24 protein-coding genes and 1 pseudogene are annotated in these 21287 nt (G+C 61.3%); 11 read left to right on the top strand and 14 right to left on the bottom strand.

Annotated elements, in window-relative coordinates:
- Nucleotides 1-178 precede the first annotated feature (178 nt).
- Complete coding sequence (locus VLA07_RS10605; RefSeq protein ID WP_333989206.1) at nt 179-844, top strand: FKBP-type peptidyl-prolyl cis-trans isomerase; 666 nt, start codon at nt 179-181, stop codon at nt 842-844.
- Between the two features lie 77 nt (nt 845-921).
- Here the strand turns inward: VLA07_RS10605 and rsd are convergent, their stop codons facing one another.
- The 8 genes and pseudogenes from rsd to VLA07_RS27195 form a co-directional block, all read right to left on the bottom strand.
- Nucleotides 922-1380, bottom strand: a complete 459-nt coding sequence (gene rsd, locus VLA07_RS10600; RefSeq protein ID WP_330205808.1) for a sigma D regulator — start codon at nt 1378-1380, stop codon at nt 922-924.
- A gap of 186 nt (nt 1381-1566) precedes the next feature.
- Nucleotides 1567-2118: a disulfide bond formation protein B gene (locus VLA07_RS10595; protein ID WP_333989205.1), complete on the bottom strand. Its 552-nt coding sequence runs from the start codon at nt 2116-2118 to the stop codon at nt 1567-1569.
- Between the two features lie 218 nt (nt 2119-2336).
- Nucleotides 2337-3575 (bottom strand): heme biosynthesis protein HemY, encoded by a 1239-nt coding sequence (locus VLA07_RS10590; protein WP_333989204.1) that lies wholly within the window; start codon nt 3573-3575, stop codon nt 2337-2339.
- Entirely contained in the window at nt 3572-4714 is a 1143-nt protein-coding gene (locus VLA07_RS10585) for a uroporphyrinogen-III C-methyltransferase (RefSeq protein WP_333989203.1), read from the bottom strand. Before VLA07_RS10585 ends, VLA07_RS10590 begins: the two co-directional genes overlap by 4 nt.
- A gap of 16 nt (nt 4715-4730) precedes the next feature.
- Nucleotides 4731-5498, bottom strand: a complete 768-nt coding sequence (locus VLA07_RS10580; RefSeq protein WP_333989202.1) for a uroporphyrinogen-III synthase — start codon at nt 5496-5498, stop codon at nt 4731-4733.
- Nucleotides 5495-6436: a hydroxymethylbilane synthase gene (gene hemC / locus VLA07_RS10575; RefSeq protein WP_098966228.1), complete on the bottom strand. Its 942-nt coding sequence runs from the start codon at nt 6434-6436 to the stop codon at nt 5495-5497. Before hemC ends, VLA07_RS10580 begins: the two co-directional genes overlap by 4 nt.
- A gap of 137 nt (nt 6437-6573) precedes the next feature.
- The gene (locus tag VLA07_RS10570; protein WP_003229385.1) at nt 6574-7320 is read right to left on the bottom strand and encodes a LytR/AlgR family response regulator transcription factor; all 747 of its coding nucleotides are present in this window, start codon (nt 7318-7320) and stop codon (nt 6574-6576) included.
- Nucleotides 7317-7457 (bottom strand): annotated as a pseudogene (locus VLA07_RS27195) (sensor histidine kinase); the annotation flags it as partial. The gene VLA07_RS10570 and the pseudogene VLA07_RS27195, both read right to left, overlap by 4 nt.
- Nucleotides 7458-7792: 335 nt before the next feature.
- Here VLA07_RS27195 and argH point away from each other — a divergent pair.
- Entirely contained in the window at nt 7793-9187 is a 1395-nt protein-coding gene (gene argH, locus VLA07_RS10565) for an argininosuccinate lyase (RefSeq protein WP_103368168.1), read from the top strand.
- 110 nt (nt 9188-9297) lie between these two features.
- Here argH and VLA07_RS10560 read toward each other — a convergent pair whose 3' ends face one another.
- Nucleotides 9298-9957 (bottom strand): glutathione S-transferase family protein, encoded by a 660-nt coding sequence (locus VLA07_RS10560; protein ID WP_247267222.1) that lies wholly within the window; start codon nt 9955-9957, stop codon nt 9298-9300.
- Between the two features lie 123 nt (nt 9958-10080).
- Between VLA07_RS10560 and VLA07_RS10555 the strand changes: the two genes are divergently transcribed.
- The 3 genes from VLA07_RS10555 to VLA07_RS10545 all read left to right on the top strand — a co-directional run bounded on the left by VLA07_RS10555 (nt 10081) and on the right by VLA07_RS10545 (nt 13897).
- Nucleotides 10081-10365: a hypothetical protein gene (locus VLA07_RS10555; RefSeq protein ID WP_247267221.1), complete on the top strand. Its 285-nt coding sequence runs from the start codon at nt 10081-10083 to the stop codon at nt 10363-10365.
- Nucleotides 10366-10624: 259 nt separating this feature from the next.
- A complete protein-coding gene (locus VLA07_RS10550) occupies nt 10625-10870 on the top strand; it encodes a TIGR02647 family protein (protein WP_007964531.1) in 246 nt (81 codons plus the stop codon).
- 183 nt (nt 10871-11053) lie between these two features.
- Nucleotides 11054-13897, top strand: a complete 2844-nt coding sequence (locus VLA07_RS10545; protein ID WP_247267220.1) for a class I adenylate cyclase — start codon at nt 11054-11056, stop codon at nt 13895-13897.
- A 6-nt stretch (nt 13898-13903) separates the two neighbouring features.
- Here VLA07_RS10545 and rnk read toward each other — a convergent pair whose 3' ends face one another.
- The 3 genes from rnk to cyaY all read right to left on the bottom strand — a co-directional run bounded on the left by rnk (nt 13904) and on the right by cyaY (nt 15138).
- Nucleotides 13904-14323: a nucleoside diphosphate kinase regulator gene (gene rnk, locus VLA07_RS10540; protein ID WP_115988639.1), complete on the bottom strand. Its 420-nt coding sequence runs from the start codon at nt 14321-14323 to the stop codon at nt 13904-13906.
- A 259-nt stretch (nt 14324-14582) separates the two neighbouring features.
- Nucleotides 14583-14801 (bottom strand): DUF1289 domain-containing protein, encoded by a 219-nt coding sequence (locus VLA07_RS10535; RefSeq protein WP_096796106.1) that lies wholly within the window; start codon nt 14799-14801, stop codon nt 14583-14585.
- 4 nt (nt 14802-14805) lie between these two features.
- A complete protein-coding gene (gene cyaY, locus VLA07_RS10530; RefSeq protein ID WP_047596732.1) occupies nt 14806-15138 on the bottom strand; it encodes an iron donor protein CyaY in 333 nt (110 codons plus the stop codon).
- A 316-nt stretch (nt 15139-15454) separates the two neighbouring features.
- Here cyaY and lptM point away from each other — a divergent pair, with 316 nt between their 5' ends.
- The 6 genes from lptM to VLA07_RS10500 are packed head-to-tail and all read left to right on the top strand — an operon-like array spanning nt 15455 to nt 20064.
- Nucleotides 15455-15628 (top strand): LPS translocon maturation chaperone LptM, encoded by a 174-nt coding sequence (lptM, locus tag VLA07_RS10525; RefSeq protein WP_007911098.1) that lies wholly within the window; start codon nt 15455-15457, stop codon nt 15626-15628.
- Between the two features lie 9 nt (nt 15629-15637).
- Nucleotides 15638-16885: a diaminopimelate decarboxylase gene (gene lysA / locus VLA07_RS10520; RefSeq protein WP_027610442.1), complete on the top strand. Its 1248-nt coding sequence runs from the start codon at nt 15638-15640 to the stop codon at nt 16883-16885.
- A 3-nt stretch (nt 16886-16888) separates the two neighbouring features.
- Entirely contained in the window at nt 16889-17719 is an 831-nt protein-coding gene (gene dapF / locus VLA07_RS10515) for a diaminopimelate epimerase (RefSeq protein ID WP_027610441.1), read from the top strand.
- Between the two features lie 13 nt (nt 17720-17732).
- Nucleotides 17733-18458, top strand: a complete 726-nt coding sequence (locus VLA07_RS10510; protein ID WP_097089519.1) for a DUF484 family protein — start codon at nt 17733-17735, stop codon at nt 18456-18458.
- A 2-nt stretch (nt 18459-18460) separates the two neighbouring features.
- Nucleotides 18461-19360 carry a tyrosine recombinase XerC gene (xerC, locus tag VLA07_RS10505; RefSeq protein WP_333989201.1) on the top strand — a complete coding sequence of 300 codons (900 nt, stop codon included), beginning with the start codon at nt 18461-18463 and terminating at the stop codon, nt 19358-19360.
- On the top strand, nt 19357-20064 hold the full coding sequence (locus VLA07_RS10500; RefSeq protein ID WP_333989200.1) for an HAD family hydrolase: 708 nt from the start codon (nt 19357-19359) through the stop codon (nt 20062-20064). The genes xerC and VLA07_RS10500 overlap by 4 nt, the downstream gene beginning before the upstream one ends.
- A gap of 191 nt (nt 20065-20255) precedes the next feature.
- On the opposite strand, the gene sutA is transcribed toward VLA07_RS10500, so the two are convergent.
- Together sutA and VLA07_RS10490 are read right to left on the bottom strand one after the other, a co-directional pair.
- Nucleotides 20256-20582, bottom strand: coding sequence for a transcriptional regulator SutA (sutA, locus tag VLA07_RS10495; RefSeq protein ID WP_007951900.1), 327 nt, complete (start codon nt 20580-20582; stop codon nt 20256-20258).
- Between the two features lie 102 nt (nt 20583-20684).
- Entirely contained in the window at nt 20685-21110 is a 426-nt protein-coding gene (locus tag VLA07_RS10490) for a secondary thiamine-phosphate synthase enzyme YjbQ (RefSeq protein ID WP_003229414.1), read from the bottom strand.
- Nucleotides 21111-21287: the final 177 nt, after the last annotated feature.

The following is a 21287-nucleotide window of genomic DNA, read 5'->3' as shown; positions in this document are numbered from 1 at the left end:
CTGACGTGAGTGCGGCTCATACTAGACCTCTGCAGTTACCGCCGCTAGGTCATCTTGACAGTAACGAAACCGTTGCGTTGCAACGAAGCGAAAATGTTCTTCAACAAGTCAAAAGCAGTTCACCGTTGCAGACGTTCGCGCTGGCATAATCCACCGCAATTCAGGACGGAGAGTGCCCATGTCGCGCTACCTTTTTTTATCCCTCTGGATGATTTTTTCCGTGGCCCACGCCGACGAAAAAACCACCGCGAACGATGCTCACGATCTGGCTTACAGCCTCGGCGCCAGCCTCGGTGAGCGGCTGCGCCAAGAGGTGCCGCAATTGCAGATTCAGGCATTGGTCGACGGTTTGCAGCAGGCCTATCAAGGCAAGCCGCTGGCCCTGAGCGAAGCGCGGATCGAGCAGATCCTCGCCGATCACGAATCGCAAAACGCCGAACACGCGTCGCTGCCTTCCAGTGATGCTGCGATGGAAAACGAGCAGCGTTTTCTCACCGCCGAAAAAGCCAAACCGGGTGTGAAGGAACTGGCCGACGGCATCCTGCTGACCGAGCTGACACCGGGCACCGGTGCCAAGGCCGGCCCCGATGGAAAAGTCCAGGTGCTGTATATCGGTCGGCTGCCGGATGGCACGGTGTTCGACCAGAACACTCAGCCGCAATGGTTCAGCCTCGACAGCGTAATAGCCGGCTGGCGTTCCGCGCTGCAGAACATGCCGGTGGGTGCCAAGTGGCGACTGGTGATTCCATCGGATCAGGCCTATGGCGCCGACGGTGCGGGCGATCTGATCGCGCCGTTCACACCGTTAGTGTTTGAAGTCGAATTGCGCGGTGCAACGAGCTGACCGACGCCGATTCGCCGGCATAAAAAAACGCGGTGCGCTTTCGGCGCATCGCGTTTTTTTTTGCCTGAGAAAACCAATCAGGCCTGAGCGGTATCTTCTTCCTTGTGTGCCGTGTGCAGCACTTCAATAAGGCAGTCTTCCAGTTCGAAGCGTTCGTGCAGCAGGCCACCGAGCTCCTTGAATTTCTCCGCAACGCATTTGCCTTCGTCGCAAAGGTCGTTGAAGGCGAGGAGTTTTTCGGTGATGACGTCGATGCGCGGGTAGATTGTCTCGGCCAATTCCAGACCGCGCGTGTCACCGAACGCCTTGGCTTCACCGGTCAGCTGTTCGTAGATCTCGAAGTGCCCGGCCGAGACGTAATCGACCAGCACGCCGCAGAATTCAAGCAAGGGTTTACGGTTCTCGGACAGAGCCTGTGGTTTGTCACCCAACTTGTCGTAGGCACTGATCAGATCTTCACGCTCTTGCAACCAGCGGTCGATCAGCAGATGAACTCCACCCCAGCGTTCCTGAGCATTCTGACAACTTTCGAGCATGGCGATCTCTCTTCCCTTGTGGGTCATGCTGCTCTACACCCGCGCCCCTCTTCTGGCTGTTATCGCTTGGGGGCCGACCGGGCAGAGCGTCATCGAGCAACATAAATCCAATGACACGTGCGGGCCAGATTATGCCCGCACGCCTATGGCTTCAAGGTACGCAGGAGATAAAGTTCATACAAGTGTTTAATCCCTGACCAGCGTGCGGTGCGACGATTCGCCGCTGAGCGGTCGCTGCAGAGCGCTCCAGACCAGCCGCAGCAATTGATAGACCGCCAGGATCGACATCGCCACAAAGAACAGCAGGCTCCATTCCGGGATGCTCAAATCGAACAGCGTCCAGGAAATTTCTGCGCAATCTACACCGCCCCTAAGCATCCGCAACGTTGCACACAACCACGGCAGGTTGCTGAACAACGCTTCGGCATCAGGCGCGCACCTCGTCATCTGCATCAACGGGTCACTCTGCAACAACACCTGTCGCCAGGCCGCCGTCGTCCCGCCCAGGCTCAGGCCAAGCGCGGCGACCCAGTACAGCGACAGGCCGACACGCCGTGGGCCGTGGACCGCCGCCAACCCGCAACAGAACGTCAGCAACGCCATGAAAAACCTTTGCGCCAGGCACAGGCTGCAGGGCGTCAGCCCGACCGCATACTCGAGATAATAGGAAGCTCCCAGGGCCATGGCCCCTGCAGTGAAAGCCGTGAAAAACAAGGAGCGTGAACAGGCCAACGACATGGCTTTTCCGTAACAGTGGAGACAGGCAGTTACGGTAGAGGAAAGCTTGTCAGCCTTTCAAGGCGGGGCCTTGGCGACAGTTCACCAGAAGTGTAGGGAAAACCCGACAGGTGCGAGAGGAATAGGTGTAGTCCGTTGTAGGACTTTGCCCAAGACGCCCGCCACAGGTAATTTTTCGCTCACTGAACGTTAACGAGGGAGCATGCTCCCTCGCGATATCAGGCGTGAACCGGCACCGGCAACGGCGCGGCCAGCAGACGCTCATCCAGCAATCCGAGACCCTCCTGGAACAGCTGGTTACTGCGCTCGGTGTCACCCAGTTGCGCAAGCAGACGTGCCAGCTCGGCGCAGGCTTCAGGGTTACGCTGCACTCGCAGACTGCTTTCCAGGTAATCCCGTGCCTTGCCCCACAAGCTGGCTTGCAGACAGAGACGACCGAGGGTCAGCAACAGGCTCGGGTCAGCAGGATGTTCCTTGAGCCAACCTTCGGCGGTCTGCAACTGGCGCGCCGGATCGCTGCCGCGCACCAGGCCATACAGACGCGCGAGATGGCTGTCGTACTTGCGCTTGAGGGCACTGCGCAGGATTTCTTCAGCTTCGACCTGAGCACCCAACTGACGCAATTGCTCGGCGTATGCCAGCACCAGCGCCGGCTCCTGACGCTGCGCGGAGGTCAACTGCTCCCAGGCACGGGTGAGTGACTGCAGACCGACCTTGCCGTCCTCGTCCCGATGCGCTGCCAGAGACAGGTTGTTGCCCCAGGCACGCCGCTCCAGTTCAGCCAGTTCGGCCGGCGGCAGCACCTTGTCCTTGCGCAGTTCCGGCAACAGGCGAATCACCGCCGACCAGTCGCCGCGCTGCTGATGCAGACGCTGCAACTGTCGCAAGGTCTGCACGTTATGCGGATGCCGCTCGTGCATCGCTTGCAGGGTCACCAGGGCGCCGTCGGTGTCACCACGATCGGTCTGCAACTGTGCATGACTCAAGGCAATCGCCAACTCGGCCTGCGGCTGGCGCTCCAGCGCACGCTCAAGCAACTGATCACACTCTTCATATTTGCCTTGTTCGTTGGCCGCGCGTGCTGCGCCGAGGTAATACAACAGCGGCTGGCGCTCGGCTTCGGCGGCGCGAGACAGGTGACGTTGCGCGCTGGCCCAGCGACCTTCGGCCAGATCCAGCTGCCCGTGTTCGATGGCCACCTGCACCCGCCGGCTGCGGTTGCGCCGTGACCAGGGATTGACTACGCCACTGGAGGCCATGACCAGCTCGACCAAGGCCTTGATCCCCCAGATCAGCAGCCACAACACCGCGATCAGGCCCAGCGTGGCCCACAGACTGGCCTCGTAGCGGAAGCTCTTGTAGGCAATCAGCACGTAACCCGAGTGCTGGGCAATTGCCAGGCCCAGCGCCGCCGTCGCCGCGATCACCAGAAACACGATCACATACAGGCGTTTCATGGCGTGGTCTCCTGCGCGGTGTTGGCGGCAGGTTTGGCGAACGGTTTGACCGACTCTTCAGCGTTGACGTTACGGCGCTCCAGATAAGCCTGCACCGCACTCAGCGTGCCGGTCAGGTCCGGCGTCTTGACGGTGACCGGTTGCTGGCTCAGCTCGGCAACCTGTTCAAGCATGATTTTGCTCTGCGGATTGTCCGGATTGAAATTGCCCTTGAGCACGTCCCGCGCTTCGGTCATTGCCTGGGTGTAGACCGGCGCCTGACCATTGAGCGCCGCCCATTGCGCTTGCTCCAGCGCGAGACTCAGGGCAAGGCGCACCTGGCTCAGACTTTGCCCGGCCAGCAGTGGCTTCACGTTCTTGTCGGCATTGAAATCGATACGGATGTAACGCGACACCTGATCCCACCACTGCGCCCAGCGACTGGCGCCATCGCCGTCAGCGGTCAGGCCCAGCAGCGACTCGCCGCGATCCTTGTACTCAGGCGCCAGCTCGGTCAGTTCGATGACCTGATCACGCAAGGCACCAATGCGCAGGAACAGACCGGTGCGATCCGGCTGCTCGGTGCTGCGCAGGGCGACGAGAGTTTTCGCCACTTGCTCACGGGCGGCGAACGAGCCGGGATCGTTCTGCTCACGCAGAATTTCGTCGGCACCCTGCACCAGCGCCTGGGCGCTGCTGATGTCCTGCAAGGCCGACAGACGCAGGCTGGCCAGACGCAGCAGATGCTCGGCCTCGGCCAGACGCCAGTCCTTGCGGCTGGCACCGAGGACGGTTTCCAGACGCTGGTTGAGACGCTGCTGATCCCCCTGCAGTTGCGTCACCAGACGCTGACGTTCGGCGAGTTCATCGGCACCGGGCAATTGCGCGAGGCGCTCGGTCAGGCGCTGTTCGTTGAGCTTGAGGCTCTGCGCCTGATCGTTCAGTGCCTGCACCTGGCCTGACTGTTGTGCGGTGTTGCTCTGCAGGTGACGCACCTGCCAGACACCCCAGCCACCGATCGCCACGCCGGCAGCGCCGAGCAACAGGGCGACAATGGCCAGTCCGTTGCCTCGGCGCGGCTCTTTGGCCGGCGGTGGAGTTTCAACCTGGGCATCGATCACAGGCTGGACATCATCTTTAGGCAAGGCTGTTTCGCTCACGTATCCATCCTTTGCATTAGAGAACGGGCACGGGATGCTCCCGTAACGCCGTCAGCAAAGCCGCGGCATTCGCGCCGCGGCAATCCACAACTGTTCGGGCCCCGGCGGCATGTGCCAGCTCGGCAACCCTTGGGCTTGGCACAAACAACGGCAACTGCGCAATTGACGGCCAGGCATCGCCGGCCATCTGGCGCAAGTGCTCGAAACCCTGTCCACTGCTGACCACCAGCCCGTTCAAGCGTTCCGCTGCAATGCGCCGCGGCAGCTCTTGCGGCGGGTAGGCCGGCAGGTCACGCCGATACAACTCCAGATACTCGACACTAGCACCAAGCGCGCGCAGGCGCTCGGCGAGCAGCTCGCGACCACCCTCGCCACGCAGGATCAGCACCTGCGCGCCGGGCTCGGTGACCGCCTCGCGCAGACGCGACAATTGCAGCAGGGCTTCACTGTCATCGCCGTCGGCGGGACAGTGCACATCGAGACCGTGATCGCGAAGAATCTGCGCGGTCGCCGCACCGACGCTGAACCACGGCATCGACAGCGACTGAAGCCCATGAGCGTCTAGCAGATCAAGCGCAATCCGCGCCGCCGGCTTGCTGACCACGATGACCGCGCTGCAACCCGGCAGCTGCGCCAGCGCCTGACGTATCTTGTCAGAGACCGGCAGCGGCGCGATGTCCAGAAGCGGCAGGCAACTGCTGGAAATCCCCTGCCCGGCCAACACCGCGGCCAGCGCCGCGCAGTCATCCGCAGGGCGCGTCAGCAGCAGGCGCCAGCCAGTCACTCGTGACCTGCCTCGCCATACACCGCTTTGAGAATGTCGTCGGCACCCTGACTGAGCAACGCTTCAGCGACCTGCACGCCCAACGCTTCGGCATTGGCACGCGGCGCACGCGCTTCGGCGCTGAGCAGCTTGCCACCGCTCGGTTCGCCCACCAGACCACGCAACCACAACTGCTCACCTTCGAGCACGGCATAGCAGGCGATCGGCACCTGGCAGCCGCCATTCAGGTGTTTGTTGAGGGCACGTTCAGCGGTCACGCGCGAAGCGGTGTCGGCGTGATGCAACGGTGCGAGCAAGGCGTGGATTTGCGTGTCGGCGCTGCGGCATTCGATGCCGACAGCGCCTTGGCCACCGGCCGGCAGACTGTCGTCGACGCTGATCGCAGAAGTGATGCGCTCTTCGAAACCGAGGCGGATCAGGCCGGCCGCCGCGAGGATGATCGCGTCATATTCGCCGGCATCGAGCTTGGCCAGACGGGTATTGACGTTACCGCGCAGGAAGCGGATTTCCAGATCAGGACGACGGGTCAGCAGTTGCGCCTGACGCCGCAGGCTGGAGGTGCCGACGATGGCACCGGCAGGCAGCGCATCGAGGCTGGCGTAGGTATTGGAAACGAAAGCATCGCGCGGGTCTTCGCGTTCGCAGATACAGAACAGGCCAAGGCCTTCGGGGAAGTCCATCGGCACGTCTTTCATCGAATGCACGGCAATGTCGGCTTCGTTTTCCAGCAGCGCGGTTTCCAGTTCCTTGACGAACAGACCCTTGCCGCCGATTTTCGACAGCGGCGAGTCGAGCAGCTTGTCGCCGCGACTGACCATGGGCACCAGCGTCACCAGCAGCCCCGGATGGGCCGCTTCCAGACGGGCTTTGACGTATTCGGCCTGCCAGAGGGCCAGCGCACTTTTACGGGTGGCGATGCGGATTTCGCGAGAGGACATGGATCAATCCGTACTGAATAGATACGGCGGATAATAACAGCTCAGCCAAATCCACTTTGACTTGAATCAGAAACGGCGTGGCCTCCCTGGCCTGCAATGCCCGGCAGAAGAAAGTGCAACCGCGTGCGAAGGCCGGGTCAGAGGCCCTGCATCATCTTGCGCACACCGGCCACATGCCGACGGCTGACGATCAGCGCATCACCATTAAGGCCTTTGAGGAACAGCTGGAAATGCCCCAACGGCGTGCGTTGCAGACGTTCGATGCGGTCACGGGCGACCAACGCGTTGCGGTGGATACGCACGAAACGCTCGCCGAATTCGTCTTCGAGGGCTTTCAGCGGCTCATCCAGCAGCACCTCGCCGCTTTCATGGCGCAGGGTCACGTATTTGTGATCGGCAATGAAATAGACCACCTGATCCAGCGGGATCAGCTCGATGCCTTTGCGGGTGCGGGCGCTGATGTGACTGCGCGGGCCATTACCGCTTTCGGCGGCGGGACGGGTCAGGGCCGAGAGTTGCGCCCGGTTGGGACGTTCAGCCCGTTTCAGGGCGTCATGCAGATGTTCGGTTCGCACGGGTTTCACCACATAGCCCACGGCGCTGGCCTGCAGGGCTTCCACGGCAAATTCATCGGGGCCGGTGCAAAACACCACAGCCGGCGGCGTTTCGCGTTCGCACAGACGGGCAGCGACTTGCAGGCCATCAAGGCCCGGCATGCGGATATCGAGCAGCACGATATCCGGCTTGTGGCTGTCGATCAGCGCCAACGCCTCTTCGCCATTCGTGGCGCTGGGCTCCAGGACTGTATAACCCTCGAGCTCGCTTACCATTCGGCTTAGGCGCTCGCGAGCCAGTGGTTCGTCATCAACGATCAGGACATTCATATTGCGCTGGATTCCTGCGTGAGTCTCGCACAAGGATAGCGTAGACAGGTGAAGTGACGTCCGTCACCGCGATCCACGCTAAGACTAGCCCGAGCGCCAAAAAGTGCCGTACGTCGGCCAGCAATATTTGCCAGTGTCCGGGTCGTACTGCTCAAAGCCCGCTGTTTCCTGCGTTTTTCACGGGATATGCCAAAGGACAAAACCACCCACCCCCTCTTCTTATAGTCGGCGTCCAGACCTTTGTACGATCCGCAGTCGCGCCGACCCTTATGTCCAACTGTAGACGCTTGCCGGGCCGATATTGCTCAATCGAAAAATATCCTTGCGCAAATCCCCTGCAGACAGCGCCGACTATGAATGAGCAGATGAGAAAAAAACGTATCGACCGGTGTCAGCGACAGGATTGGCAACCCTGTTATTATCCGCGCCAGCGTTTCACGCCTTCTTTCTTCAAGCCGATACGAGCGAATTCATGAGCACTGACAAGACCAATCAGTCCTGGGGCGGCCGCTTCAGTGAACCCGTCGACGCCTTCGTCGCCCGCTTCACCGCCTCCGTCACCTTCGACCAGCGCCTGTATCGCCACGACATCATGGGCTCGATCGCCCACGCCACCATGCTGGCCAAGGTCGGCGTGCTGACCGATGCCGAGCGCGACAGCATCATCGACGGCCTGAAGACCATTCAGGGCGAAATCGAAGCCGGCCAGTTCGACTGGCGCGTCGACCTTGAAGACGTGCACATGAACATCGAAGCACGCCTGACCGATCGCATCGGCATCACCGGCAAGAAACTGCACACCGGGCGCAGCCGCAACGACCAGGTCGCCACCGACATCCGTCTGTGGCTGCGTGACGAGATCGACCTGATCCTGGCCGAAATCACCCGCTTGCAAAAAGGTCTGCTGGAGCAGGCCGAGCGCGAAGCCGCCAGCATCATGCCCGGCTTCACTCACCTGCAAACTGCTCAGCCAGTGACCTTCGGCCACCACATGCTGGCGTGGTTCGAAATGCTCAGCCGCGACTACGAGCGTCTGGTCGACTGCCGCAAGCGCACCAACCGCATGCCACTGGGCAGCGCCGCGCTGGCCGGCACCACCTACCCGATCGATCGCGAATACACCGCGCAACTGCTGGGCTTCGACGCCGTGGGCGGCAACTCGCTGGACAACGTTTCCGATCGCGACTTCGCCATCGAATTCTGCTCGGCCGCCAGCATCGCGATGATGCACCTGTCGCGTTTCTCCGAAGAGCTGGTGCTGTGGACCAGCGCGCAGTTCCAGTTCATCGATCTGCCGGACCGCTTCTGCACCGGCAGCTCGATCATGCCGCAAAAGAAAAACCCGGACGTGCCGGAACTGGTTCGCGGCAAGACCGGCCGCGTGTTCGGCGCACTGATGGGCCTGCTGACCCTGATGAAAGGCCAGCCTCTGGCCTACAACAAGGACAACCAGGAAGACAAAGAGCCGCTGTTCGACGCCGCCGACACCCTGCGCGATTCGCTGCGGGCGTTTGCCGACATGATCCCGGCGATCAAGCCGAAACACGCGATCATGCGTGAAGCGGCGCTGCGTGGCTTCTCCACCGCCACCGACCTGGCGGACTACCTGGTACGCCGTGGCCTGCCGTTCCGTGACTGCCACGAAATCGTCGGTCACGCAGTGAAGTACGGCGTCGACACCGGCAAGGATCTGGCCGAAATGAGCCTGGAAGAACTGCGACAGTTCAGCGACCAGATCGAGCAGGACGTGTTCGCCGTGCTGACCCTGGAAGGCTCGGTGAATGCCCGTGACCATATCGGCGGGACTGCGCCGGCGCAGGTCAAGGCCGCCGTGGCTCGCGGTCAGGCCCTCATCGCCAGCCGCTAAAGGTCAAAAGCTTCGCGAGCAAGCCCGCTCCCACAGTCTGGATTTGTTAATACAGTCCAAATGTGGGAGCGGGCTTGCTCGCGAATGCTGACTTCAGAACACTGCAAGATCTACTTCTTCGCTGCGATCATCGCCAAAAACGCCGGCATCGCCAATTCTTTGTCCGCCGCAATCTTCCGCACATGCGGATTCTGCTCAAGCCGCTCCAACAGCGCCTTGGCTTTCGGCATCTCTGCCAGCAAATCGATCCCGAACAGTTTCTGCCCGACCGCACATGCCAGCGGCACGCTGTACAGGAAATACAAATCCGCGATGCTCAAACTGTCGCCCGCCACGTACGGGGCGAATTTGCCGTGGCGGCCCAGCGCCGCGAAACCGAGCAACAGCTCGGCTTTGGTTTTCTCCTTGATCGCCTCCGGCACCGGCAAGCCGAAGAACGCTTCGCCATAGCAGGCGCGGCCCGGCAGTTCGATGTACAGCTCGATTTCCTTGGCGATCGCCAGCACCTGCGCCCGCTCGAATGGATCGCTCGGCAGCAGCGGCGTGCCCTTCTGGGTCTGCTCGAGGTATTCAAGGATGATCGCGGTTTCGTTGATGAAACCCGCCTCGACGCCCAGCACCGGCACTTTGCCGCGTGGACTGATCGCCAATGATTCAGGCGTCGGCGTCGGGTAGAAGGTGACTTCTTCGAACGCCAGGCCCTTTTCCAGCAGCGCCAGCTTGACCATGTTGTAGTAGTTGCTGACAGCGAATCCGTAGAGCTTGAACATCACATAGCCTCCAGGCCGTGCGGGGTGGGCAGTCACTGTTTATAGATCGCCGGGCTCGATCCCGCCAGCAGCATCACGCCGCTGAATGCGGGTAAACTGGCGCCTTTCCTTGAGGAGCCTGCCATGAGCGAGCCGACTGACATCGACAATGATGAAGAAGAGTTCACCGAATCGACGCTGATCGAAGCGATCGAGAACCAGATCGAAAGCGACAACCCTCCAGCGTCCAAGGCAACCTTCAACAAGCTGACGCTGGTCGGTTACGAGCGTGATGACATCCTGAATCTGATGGCCCACGTGCTGGCCTACGAAATCGACGCGATGCTCGACGAAGACCGCGCGTTCAATACCGAGTGGTATGAAACCGCGCTGCGTGCATTGCCTGAGCTGCCACCCGAAAAACAGTAACTGCACAATTCCCCTGTGGGAGCGGGCTTGCTCGCGAAGACGGTGGATCAATCGACGAACAGGGCGACTGACCCAACGCCTTCGCGAGCAAGCCCGCTCCCACAAGGTTTGTAACGTATCCATCCAGCCATCTCTCCGGCCCCTACTACACTGGAATTCGCCTCAAGACAAAATCCCTGATCTGAGCACTGGACATGCCGCACAAGCGGGTTCACCTTAGGGGCGCTGTCGTCCAATTCCTAGAAAGTCTGGAGTCCTTATGTCGCTTACCCCTGAGTTGGTTGCCGAACTGGAAGTCCTCGCACTCTTCAACCTGGACAGTTCCCAGGAAGGTTTGAAAATTCATCAGACCGCTGCCCCGAAACATATCGCCGCCGCCAAACGCCTCTTCGAGAAAGAACTCACCGACCAGCCTGATGGCGGGTATCTGACCAGCCTGGGTCGCGATGCCGCGCAAAATGTGCAAACCGTGCTGACCATTCTGAGAGAGCAGGCAACCGCCTGATTTTTCCCGTCTTCGCCCACGGGAACTCCTGCCACGGGATTTCCGCGGGCCCGCTTGATCGCTCATCGCTAAAAATCTGACGTCAAAAACAAATTCAGCTTAAAAGTCCAGCTGCGCAAAGGCTAAACTGCCTCCCATTCCGAGACCCTCTTCGTCCGAGCCTGCGAGCCGGTTTGAGCTGACATGACGCGCACCCATGAAATCCGCCCCGACCTGGACGAAGGCATCGACCGCAAGGTGCTCAGCCAGCTGCGCGCGCGCTTTCTCAAGCTCAATGAGGGTCGCCTTGGCCGGGCGCTCGAAGGTCTGTCGAGCCGCCAGCAAGGCGTACTGACCCTGCTGCCACTGTTCTTCCACGTCAATCACCCGCTGTTGCCGGGCTATGTTTCCGGCAGCACCCCAGCCGGGCTGTCCAACTATGAACCGGACGCCAGCGCCCTCACCGAAGCGCAGCGCCTGACCCGTTCGTTCTCCTACAAGCCGCGCCATGGCAGCAACCCGCCTCGGCCGATTCACGGACTGTTTCTGATGGGCAGCCTCGGCACCCTGGCCCAGGCCGATCAGAGCGACATGGACGTGTGGGTTTGCCACGCACCGGACCTGAGCGACAACGAACTCGCCGAGCTGCGCAAAAAATGCCAGCTCCTCGAAGCCTGGGCCGCGACCCAAGGCGCCGAGGCGCACTTCTTTCTGATCGACCCGGTACGCTTCGTCAAAGGCGAACGCGACACCCAGCTCAGCTCCGAAAACTGCGGCAGCACGCAGCACTATCTGTTGCTGGACGAGTTTTATCGCACCGCGATCTGGCTGGCCGGGCGCACACCGATCTGGTGGCTGGTGCCGGTCTACGAAGAACGCGCTTACGACCTGTACACCCACACTCTGCTGTCCAAGCGTTTCATTCGCGCCGACGAGACGCTTGATCTCGGGCATCTGGCGACAATTCCGCCGGGCGAGTTCATCGGTGCCGGCCTGTGGCAGTTGTTCAAGGGCATCGAGTCGCCCTACAAGTCAGTGCTAAAGCTGTTGCTGACCGAGGTCTACGCCAGCGAACACCCGCAAGTGCAGTGTCTGAGCCTGCGCTACAAGCAGGCCGTGTTCGCCAATCAGCTGGATCTGGATGAGCTGGATCCGTACATGGTGGTGTACCGACGCATCGAGGAATACCTCTGCGCCCGCAACGAGCCGGAGCGTCTGGAGCTGGTGCGGCGCGCGCTGTACCTCAAGGTCAACCGCAAGCTCACCGGCAACAGCCGCACCCAAAGCTGGCAGCGTTCGCTGCTGGAGCGCCTGGCGCACGAATGGCATTGGGATCAGCGGCAACTGGCCTTGCTCGACAGCCGCAGCCAGTGGAAAGTCCGCCAGGTCAGCGCCGAACGCCGCGCCCTGGTCAATGAGCTGAATTACAGCTACCGCTTCCTGACCCAGTTCGCCCGCAGCGAACAGACCGTCAGCCTGATCAACAAGCGCGACCTGAACGTGCTCGGTCGTCGCCTGTACGCCGCGTTCGAGCGCAAGGCCGACAAGGTCGAATTCATCAATCCCGGCATCGCCCCGGATCTGGCCGAAGACACCCTGACGCTGGTGCAATCGCCGAACAAAAAAGAGCCCGGGCAAACCCAGTGGGGTTTGTACAACGGTAGCCTGAACGCGCTGGAGTGGGAGCACTTCGCGCCGATCAAGCGCAGCCGCGAGTTGCTCGAACTGCTGACCTGGTGCCATCGCAACGGCGTAATCGATAGCAGTACGCGCCTGGCGCTGCACCCCGGCACTAGCGATATGAGCGAGTTCGAGTTGTTCAACCTGCTCGGCAGCCTGCAGCAGTGCATCGCCCTGCCCCTGCCGACCGTTGCCGAAGAACGACTGCTGCGCGCTGCGGTGCCGAGCGAAGTGCTGATGCTGGTCAACGTCGGTATCGATCCGCTCAAGCATCACCGCGACCTGAATATCCTGATGACCACCGAGCGCACCGACTCACTGAGTTACGCCGGGGTGCGCGAAAACCTTGTGCTGACCCTCGATCAGGTCACACTCAACAGCTGGAATGAAGTGCTGGTCAACCGTTTCGACGGCCCCCACGCGCTGCTCGATTGCCTGCGCGACTACCTCAACAATCTGCCGCGCGGCGCGCAGCAGCCGTCATTGAAGGTGCGCTGCTTCTGCCACAACCGCGCGCAGTTCATTGCCCGGCGCGTGGAAGAAGTCATCGACACCGCGCAGACCCTGCTGCTCAGCGAGCTCAATCACCGCTACCTGATTCAGGTGCAACAGCACTATCACGTGCTGGAGCTGGTGCCGGGCCAGGTCAACCATGTCGCACTCGCCACACTGCCGGCGCTGCTCGATTATCTGGGCGAAGAACAGCCGCGCTACAGCCCGCTGCACCTGGACCCGATGGCGCTGGAGGATCACGACCTCGCGTTGATCCTGCCGATGGGTCAGCCGGAATCGATTCAGGTGTTCTACCGGATCAGCGAACAACAGGCCGAGCTGTACGTGCTGGATGAGTTCAACGCGCTGTGGCAACAGCATCTGCCGTATCACGATGAACAGAGCCTGCTGGTACCGCTGCAGCGCTTCCTGCAATCGATCCAGTACCGACGCGAAGCGCTGTTGCCGATGGATGGCAGCCCGGCGGTCGGCCTCGACACCTTGTATTACCAGCTATTGCCTTCCGGCCCCGGGCGGGCGCGCCGGGTCGAACCACGACCGGCGCCGCAGACACCGGTCAACAAACCGTTCTACGACGTGCAGGCGATCGTCGGCAAAGCCGCACCGGGCGAGGTGCAGGTCACCTTGTATTGCAATCAACGGGAATTCAGCGAGCTGGAATATGGCGACCAGCTGTTCCACGTGGTCGCCCGGGAGATCGTCGAGCAGCGCCGCGAGACCGAGCGCTATCGCTGCTACATCACCGACCTGGACCTCTCGGGCCTGCTCGGTGATGGTCAGAGTTCAAGCAATTTGTATCTGCGCTACAAGGCCGACCTGGAGCGCGCCCTGAACGAGGCGCTCGAACAGGTCTGAGGCGGGTTACTCCGGAAAATCTCCACCCTTGATCGGTTGCGATTCGACCTCGAGCAAAATCAGTTTCAGGGTTTTGCCACCTGGAGCCGGCCAGTCGATGTGCTGACCAACCTTCAGGCCCAGTAGCGCGCTGCCGACCGGTGCGAGGATCGAGATCTTGCCTTCGTCGGCGTTAGCGTCCTTGGGATAGACCAATGTCAGGTGATAGTCCTTGCCACTGCCCTCTTCGCGGCAGTGCACACGGGAATTCATCGTCACGACATCGGCGGGCACTTCATCGTGGCCGACCAGTGTATCGGCGCGGTCCAGTTCGGTTTGCAGCGCGATCACGCCCGGCGCAGCCTGGTCTTTCTCATTCAGGTTGTCGATCAAGCGCTCCAGACGTTGCACGTCCAGACGGGTAAGAGTGATGGAAGGTGCGGTCATGATCCGGGCAGACTCCTTTCTTCTGCACACAAAAAAAGCAAAACCCCGCCAAAAAAGACGGGGTTTTCACCATGCCTCGATGGGTTGAGGCGTGTTCGGACACTATCACAGCTCAAAAAATATACAAGTCACCCACTTTTGATCTGGCAAGAACACCTGTGGCGAGGGGATTTATCCCCGATGGGTCGCGCAGCGGCCCCAAGCTTCTGAGACTGCTGCGCAGTCTATCGGGGATAAATCCCCTCACCACAAGGTCGAGTCAAGTCAGGGCTTTTCGTGCGGCAGCCTGCTGGCAGATGATCCGGCGGCGTTGATCGTCTGCCGAGCGCCATTCGCGAATATCCTCGACATGGCGGAAGCAGCCGAGACAAACCTTCTGTTCATCCAGCCGGCACACGCCGCTGCACGGCGAAGGCACGGCCGGGCTGATGTTGCTGTAAAGCGGCTTTGGCGGACGAACAGATGCGCTATCAGTCACGAAATCACAGACCTTCGAAGTCAAATTCGACGCCGGCCTGCTGCTTGACGATGCGTTCGAGCATTTCGCCCAATTGCTCTTCGCTCTTGTCGCACATCCAGCGCTCGCTCTCTTCGTCGTAGTCGAAGTGGAAACCGCCGGACACCGCCGCCAGCCACAGCTGACGCAGGGGTTCCTGACGACTGAAGATCAGTTGCGAGCCGTTTTCAAACTTCACAGTCAGCACACCGGCCGAGCTCTCCAGGTCGATATCCAGGTCGCTTTCATCAAAGATGTCTTCCAGTTTTTCCTGGGTTTCATCGACCAGATCATGGAAACGCGCTTCGGACAAACTCATTGTGGCAACCTCAAAAAATGTCTGATCAGGCTCAAGCGCCGCAAGATACGGACGCTGCCGGCCGATTGCAAAGATTAACGACCAAGCACCTGCCGGCACATCCAACACAACACTTGTGGGAGCGGGCTTGCTCGCGAAGGGGCCGGCACATCCAGCATTTTTCTCGACTGGACCGACGCCTTCGCGGGCAAGCCCGCTCCCACAGGGGTTTGTGTGTATTCACAGAGCCCCGCCGGACGGGAACCCCCTCGCATAGGCAAGCTGCCGGGTGGCCGGTATACTCCGGCGCAATTAACGCATTTTCAAGGATTTCGCCATGAAGCGCCTGATCTCTTCCCTTGCTGCGCTCGTCGCGGTTGCCTGCCTCGTTTCGGCCTGTGGTCAAAAAGGCCCGCTGTACCTGCCGGATGACGATCAGGACCCGGCCGAGCAAGCCCAGTCTTCGCAGAAGCAGCCGTCCAAAGCACACAAGCACGACGTTTACCAATAAGGGATCGCCATGGACGCTTTTAACTACCGTGGCGGGGAGCTGTTCGCGGAAGGTGTGGCGCTGTCCGCCATCGCCGACCGCTTCGGCACGCCCACCTATGTTTATTCGCGCGCGCACATCGAAGCCCAGTATCTGGCCTACGCCGATGCGCTGGCCGGCATGCCGCACCTGGTCTGCTACGCAGTCAAGGCCAACTCCAACCTTGGCGTGCTGAATGTCCTGGCCCGTCTCGGCGCCGGTTTCGACATCGTTTCCCGTGGCGAGCTGGAACGTGTACTGGCCGCTGGCGGCAGCGCCGACAAGATCGTGTTCTCCGGCGTCGGCAAGACCCGTGACGACATGCGTCGCGCGCTGGAAGTCGGCGTGCACTGCTTCAACGTCGAATCCACCGACGAACTCGAGCGCCTGCAAGTCGTGGCTGCCGAGCTGGGTGTTCGCGCACCGGTCTCGCTGCGCGTGAACCCGGACGTCGACGCCGGCACCCACCCGTACATTTCCACCGGTCTCAAAGAGAACAAGTTCGGCATCGCCATTGCCGACGCCGAAGACGTGTACGTGCGTGCCGCGCACCTGCCGAACCTGGAAGTGATCGGTGTCGACTGCCACATCGGCTCGCAACTGACCACTTTGCCGCCGTTCCTCGATGCCCTCGACCGTCTGCTGGATCTGGTCGACCGCCTCGGCGATTGCGGCATCCACCTGCGCCACATCGATCTCGGTGGTGGCCTGGGCGTGCGGTATCGCGATGAAGAGCCGCCACTGGCCGGCGACTACATCAAGGCTGTGCGCGAGCGTCTGAACGGTCGTGACCTGGCGCTGGTGTTCGAACCGGGCCGCTTCATCGTCGCCAACGCCGGCGTGCTGCTGACCCAGGTCGAGTACCTCAAGCACACCGAACACAAGGATTTCGCCATCGTCGACGCGGCGATGAACGACCTGATTCGCCCGGCGCTGTATCAGGCCTGGATGGACGTCACCGCGGTCAAACCGCGTGACTCCGCTGCGCGCAAATACGACATCGTCGGCCCGATCTGCGAAACCGGCGATTTCCTCGCCAAGGATCGTGAGCTCGCGCTGGAGGAAGGCGACCTGCTGGCCGTGCATTCGGCCGGTGCCTACGGCTTCGTGATGAGTTCCAACTACAACACCCGTGGCCGTGCCGCTGAAGTGTTGGTAGACGGTGATCAGGTTTTTGAAGTGCGCCGCCGCGAAACCGTGGCCGAGCTGTTTGCCGGCGAAAGCCTGCTGCCGGAGTAACCCATGCTGCTGCGTTTTACCAAAATGCACGGCCTGGGCAATGACTTCATGGTTCTCGACCTGGTCAGCCAGCACGCGCATATTCAGCCCAAGCACGCCAAGCAATGGGGCGACCGGCACACCGGTATCGGTTTCGACCAGTTGCTGATCGTCGAAGCGCCGAGCAACCCGGACGTGGATTTCCGCTACCGGATTTTCAACTCCGATGGCTCGGAAGTGGAACAGTGCGGCAACGGTGCACGCTGCTTCGCCCGCTTCGTTCTGGACAAGCGCCTGACCGCCAAGCGGCAGATTCGCGTCGAGACCAAGGGCGGCATCATCGAGCTGGACGTGCGTAACGACGGCCAGATCGGGGTGAACATGGGCGCGCCGCGTCTGGTGCCGGCGGATATTCCGTTCGACGCACCGGCGCAGGCCAGCAGCTATCAGCTGGAAGTCGACGGCACCACGGTCGAACTGGCCGCTGTGTCAATGGGCAACCCCCATGCGGTGCTGCGCGTACAGGACATCAACAATGCACCGGTGCATGAACTGGGGCCGAAAATCGAACACCATCCGCGCTTCCCGGCGCGGGTCAACGTCGGTTTCATCCAGGTCATCGACCGCAACCGCGCGCAGTTGCGCGTCTGGGAACGCGGGGCCGGGGAAACCCAGGCCTGCGGCACCGGCGCTTGTGCCGCTGCAGTTGCGGCCATCAGCCAGGGGTGGATGGATTCGCCGCTGTTGATCGACCTGCCCGGCGGGCGTCTGTCCATTGAATGGGCAGGCCCTGGCCACCCGGTGCTGATGACCGGCCCGGCAGTGCGTGTATACGAAGGACAAGTGCGTCTTTGAGTGAGCAGAAGCCATGACCGATAAGCCTCAGGTACCCGCCCGACAGTCCGACGAATCCGCGTCCGAGAGCCTGGAGGCGGCAGCGGTTGCCGCATACCTGGAGGCTCATCCGGACTTCTTCGTCGAGCACGAAGAACTGCTGCCCGCCATGCGCATTCCCCACCAGCGCGGTGATACCGTTTCGCTGGTCGAGCGGCAGATGAGCATCCTGCGCGACCGCAATATCGAGATGCGTCATCGCCTCTCGCAGTTGATGGACGTCGCCCGCGACAATGACCGGCTGTTCGACAAGACCCGTCGCCTGATTCTGTCGCTGATGGACGCGGCCAGTCTGGAAGACGTGGTGATCAGCGTCGAAGACAGCCTGCGCCAGGACTTTCAGGTGCCCTTTGTCAGCCTGATCCTGCTCGGCGACAACCCGGCACCGGTTGGCCGCTGGGTGACTCATGCCGACGCGCAAACCGCGATCGGCGGGCTGCTCACCGAAGGCAAGAGCGTCAGCGGCACTCTGCGAGAACATGAGCTGGACTTCCTGTTCGGCGAAGAACAGCGCAAGCAGATCGGCTCCACCGCGGTAGTCGCGGTCAGTCATCAGGGCATTCACGGCATTCTGGCAATCGCCAGCCGCGATCCACAGCACTACAAGAGTTCGGTCGGCACGCTGTTCCTCAGCTACATCGCCGAAGTCATGGGCCGCGTGCTGCCACGGGTCAACAGCTCCCTGCGCTCGGTACGCTGAGCATGGAACGACAACTGGACGCTTACTGCGAACACCTGCGCAGTGAGCGACAGGTGTCGCCGCACACCCTGTCGGCCTATCGCCGCGACCTCGATAAAGTCCTCGGCTGGTGCATCAAGCAGAACATCGGCAGTTGGGCGGCGCTGGATATTCAGCGTCTGCGCAGCCTGATCGCCCGCCTGCATGCGCAGGGTCAGTCGTCACGCAGTCTCGCCCGATTGCTCTCGGCGGTGCGCGGGCTCTATCACTATCTGAATCGCGAAGGTCTGTGCGACCACGACCCGGCGACCGGTCTGGCGCCGCCGAAAGGCGAACGGCGCCTGCCGAAAACCCTCGACACCGACCGCGCATTGCAACTGCTTGAAGGCGCGGTCGAGGACGACTTTCTCGCCCGTCGCGATCAGGCGATTCTCGAATTGTTCTATTCCTCGGGCCTGCGCCTGTCCGAGCTGACCGGGCTCAATCTCGATCAGCTGGATCTGGCCGACGGCATGGTTCAGGTGCTCGGCAAGGGCAGTAAGACCCGCCTGCTGCCGGTCGGCAAAAAGGCCCGCGGAGCACTGGAGCAATGGCTGCCGCTGCGGGCCATGACCAACCCGGCCGACGACGCCGTATTCGTCAGCCAACAAGGTCGGCGCCTCGGCCCACGGGCGATTCAGGTGCGAGTAAAACTGGCCGGCGAGCGCGAACTGGGGCAGAACCTGCACCCGCACATGCTGCGGCATTCCTTTGCCAGCCACTTGCTGGAATCCTCGCAGGACCTGCGCGCGGTGCAGGAACTGCTCGGCCACTCGGACATCAAGACCACGCAGATCTACACCCACCTGGACTTCCAGCACCTGGCGGCGGTCTACGACAGCGCCCACCCACGGGCCAAACGCAGCAAAGGCGACGATTCATGAACATCCAGTTGATCACCTTCGACCTCGACGACACCCTGTGGGACACCGCCCCGGTGATCGTCAGCGCCGAAGCGGTATTGCGCCAATGGCTGAGCGAACATGCGCCGAATCTGGGCGCGGTGCCGGTGGAGCATTTGTGGGCGATTCGCGAGCGGGTGCTGGCCAGCGAGCCGGGCCTCAAGCACCGCATCAGTGCGTTGCGCAGGCGCGTGCTGTTCCACGCACTGGAGGAAGCCGGGTACGCCCACGGCGAAGCTTCGGATCTGGCCGACAAAAGCTTTGAAGTGTTCCTGCATGCGCGGCATCAGATCGAGGTGTTCCCGGAGGTCGAACCGACCCTGGAAATCCTCGCCAACCACTACGCCCTCGGCGTGGTCACCAACGGCAACGCCGACGTGCGTCGGCTGGGCCTGGCGGATTACTTCAAGTTTGCCTTGTGCGCCGAAGATATCGGTATCGCCAAGCCGGATGTGCGGCTGTTTCACGAGGCGTTGCAGCGTGGTGGCGCCACAGCCGAAACCGCCGTACATATCGGCGATCATCCCGGCGATGACATTGCCGGGGCGCAACAAGCGGGCATGCGCGCGGTCTGGTTCAACCCGACGGGCAAGGTCTGGGAAGCCGAGCGGCTTCCGGATGCCGAGATCCGTAGCCTGACCGATTTGCCAGCAGTGCTCGCCCGCTGGAATGCCCTCTCGAACTGATCCACTATCCCCTGTGGGAGCGGGCTTGCTCGCGAAGAGGCCGTGTCAGTCGACATACAATTTGAATGACACACCGCCTTCGCGAGCAAGCCCGCTCCCACAGGGGGTTGCGTGTATCCATGACCTCTTTGTTTCAGGCATGAAAAAGCCCGCAGCGACGGCGGGCTTTTTCAGCAAGCAGGTAGCACGCCTCAGATAGGGCGGCTGCCGTACTTGTTATCCGGCTTCTTGGGCGGATCGGCGACCACGTTGGCCTCCACTTCCTGCACCTTGCCGCCGCGCGCAAGGAATTCTTCCATGGCCTTGGCCAGGGCGTCGCGCTCCTTGTTCTTGGCTTCGATGCTCGGCAACTCGTCGACCGACACCGCAGCCTTGGCTTTGCCTTTGGCAGCCGGGGCCGGCGTATCGTCACCGCCATCGTCTTCAGCAACGTCTTCCGCTGCTGCTTCCAGACCGTCCTCGGCCTCGTCTTCGTCGCCTACTTCGAGGTCGTCGTTTTCCAGATCATCGTCGCTCATGTTCTACCTCATGACTTGCGAAAAGCAGATTAGTTATAGACCAGCTTTGGCGACTGTCGAAAGTCGCCGGAAAAAAATCGGTAACCGCGGGTGACCAACGGTTTACGCCCCTTCACCGTGCAGGGTGGCGAGGACTTTACGGGCACCGCCATGATCACGGTGCTCGCCCAGATAAACACCTTGCCAGGTGCCCAGTGCCAGTCGCCCTGCCGAAACCGGCAGACTGATCTGACAGCCAAGTACGCTGGCCTTGAAGTGCGCCGGGAGGTCGTCCAGGCCTTCGTCGTTATGCTCATAGCCGTCTGTTCCTTGTGGGATCAGACGATTGAAAAATCGTTCGAAGTCGCGACGGACCGCCGGATCGGCGTTCTCGTTGATGGTCAACGACGCCGAGGTGTGCTGCAGCCACAAATGCAACAGACCGACCCGGCACGCCTTGAGTTCAGGCAGGCCGGCGAGTAACTCGTCCGTTACCAGATGAAAGCCCCGGGGCCGTGCCCGCAGGGTTATCAGAGTCTGTTGCCACATACAGTTCTCCGCACGTTCGGGGCGCATTCTAGCGCGCTCTGGGAAAAAACAAAGGCCCTAATATTCCTGCAATGATGTAAGCGATTGGCCGCAGAAAAATGCCCGCCGTAAACACGACCAAAGCCGTACGAAAAATCCTTTCAGCCTTCCTTTCAATGACAAATTCCAGACAAAAAA

This window comes from Pseudomonas sp. S3(2024) (assembly GCF_036861315.1).
Classification (GTDB): Bacteria; Pseudomonadota; Gammaproteobacteria; order Pseudomonadales; family Pseudomonadaceae; genus Aquipseudomonas; species Aquipseudomonas putida_A.
The sequence above is the reverse complement of the archived record's forward strand: the minus strand, read 5'-3'. Positions and strand labels throughout refer to the sequence as shown.

Excerpts from the sequence above, each read along its gene's own strand:
- VLA07_RS10605 (WP_333989206.1), top strand. The coding sequence starts at position 179 with ATGTCGCGCTACCTTTTTTTATCCCTCTGGATGATTTTTTCCGTGGCC.
- rsd (WP_330205808.1), bottom strand. The coding sequence starts at position 1,380 with ATGCTCGAAAGTTGTCAGAATGCTCAGGAACGCTGGGGTGGAGTTCAT.
- VLA07_RS10595 (WP_333989205.1), bottom strand. The coding sequence starts at position 2,118 with ATGTCGTTGGCCTGTTCACGCTCCTTGTTTTTCACGGCTTTCACTGCA.
- VLA07_RS10590 (WP_333989204.1), bottom strand. The coding sequence starts at position 3,575 with ATGAAACGCCTGTATGTGATCGTGTTTCTGGTGATCGCGGCGACGGCG.
- hemC (WP_098966228.1), bottom strand. The coding sequence starts at position 6,436 with ATGTCCTCTCGCGAAATCCGCATCGCCACCCGTAAAAGTGCGCTGGCC.
- VLA07_RS10570 (WP_003229385.1), bottom strand. The coding sequence starts at position 7,320 with ATGAATGTCCTGATCGTTGATGACGAACCACTGGCTCGCGAGCGCCTA.
- argH (WP_103368168.1), top strand. The coding sequence starts at position 7,793 with ATGAGCACTGACAAGACCAATCAGTCCTGGGGCGGCCGCTTCAGTGAA.
- VLA07_RS10560 (WP_247267222.1), bottom strand. The coding sequence starts at position 9,957 with ATGTTCAAGCTCTACGGATTCGCTGTCAGCAACTACTACAACATGGTC.
- VLA07_RS10555 (WP_247267221.1), top strand. The coding sequence starts at position 10,081 with ATGAGCGAGCCGACTGACATCGACAATGATGAAGAAGAGTTCACCGAA.
- VLA07_RS10550 (WP_007964531.1), top strand. The coding sequence starts at position 10,625 with ATGTCGCTTACCCCTGAGTTGGTTGCCGAACTGGAAGTCCTCGCACTC.
- VLA07_RS10545 (WP_247267220.1), top strand. The coding sequence starts at position 11,054 with ATGACGCGCACCCATGAAATCCGCCCCGACCTGGACGAAGGCATCGAC.
- rnk (WP_115988639.1), bottom strand. The coding sequence starts at position 14,323 with ATGACCGCACCTTCCATCACTCTTACCCGTCTGGACGTGCAACGTCTG.
- cyaY (WP_047596732.1), bottom strand. The coding sequence starts at position 15,138 with ATGAGTTTGTCCGAAGCGCGTTTCCATGATCTGGTCGATGAAACCCAG.
- lptM (WP_007911098.1), top strand. The coding sequence starts at position 15,455 with ATGAAGCGCCTGATCTCTTCCCTTGCTGCGCTCGTCGCGGTTGCCTGC.
- lysA (WP_027610442.1), top strand. The coding sequence starts at position 15,638 with ATGGACGCTTTTAACTACCGTGGCGGGGAGCTGTTCGCGGAAGGTGTG.
- dapF (WP_027610441.1), top strand. The coding sequence starts at position 16,889 with ATGCTGCTGCGTTTTACCAAAATGCACGGCCTGGGCAATGACTTCATG.
- VLA07_RS10510 (WP_097089519.1), top strand. The coding sequence starts at position 17,733 with ATGACCGATAAGCCTCAGGTACCCGCCCGACAGTCCGACGAATCCGCG.
- xerC (WP_333989201.1), top strand. The coding sequence starts at position 18,461 with ATGGAACGACAACTGGACGCTTACTGCGAACACCTGCGCAGTGAGCGA.
- VLA07_RS10500 (WP_333989200.1), top strand. The coding sequence starts at position 19,357 with ATGAACATCCAGTTGATCACCTTCGACCTCGACGACACCCTGTGGGAC.
- sutA (WP_007951900.1), bottom strand. The coding sequence starts at position 20,582 with ATGAGCGACGATGATCTGGAAAACGACGACCTCGAAGTAGGCGACGAA.
- VLA07_RS10490 (WP_003229414.1), bottom strand. The coding sequence starts at position 21,110 with ATGTGGCAACAGACTCTGATAACCCTGCGGGCACGGCCCCGGGGCTTT.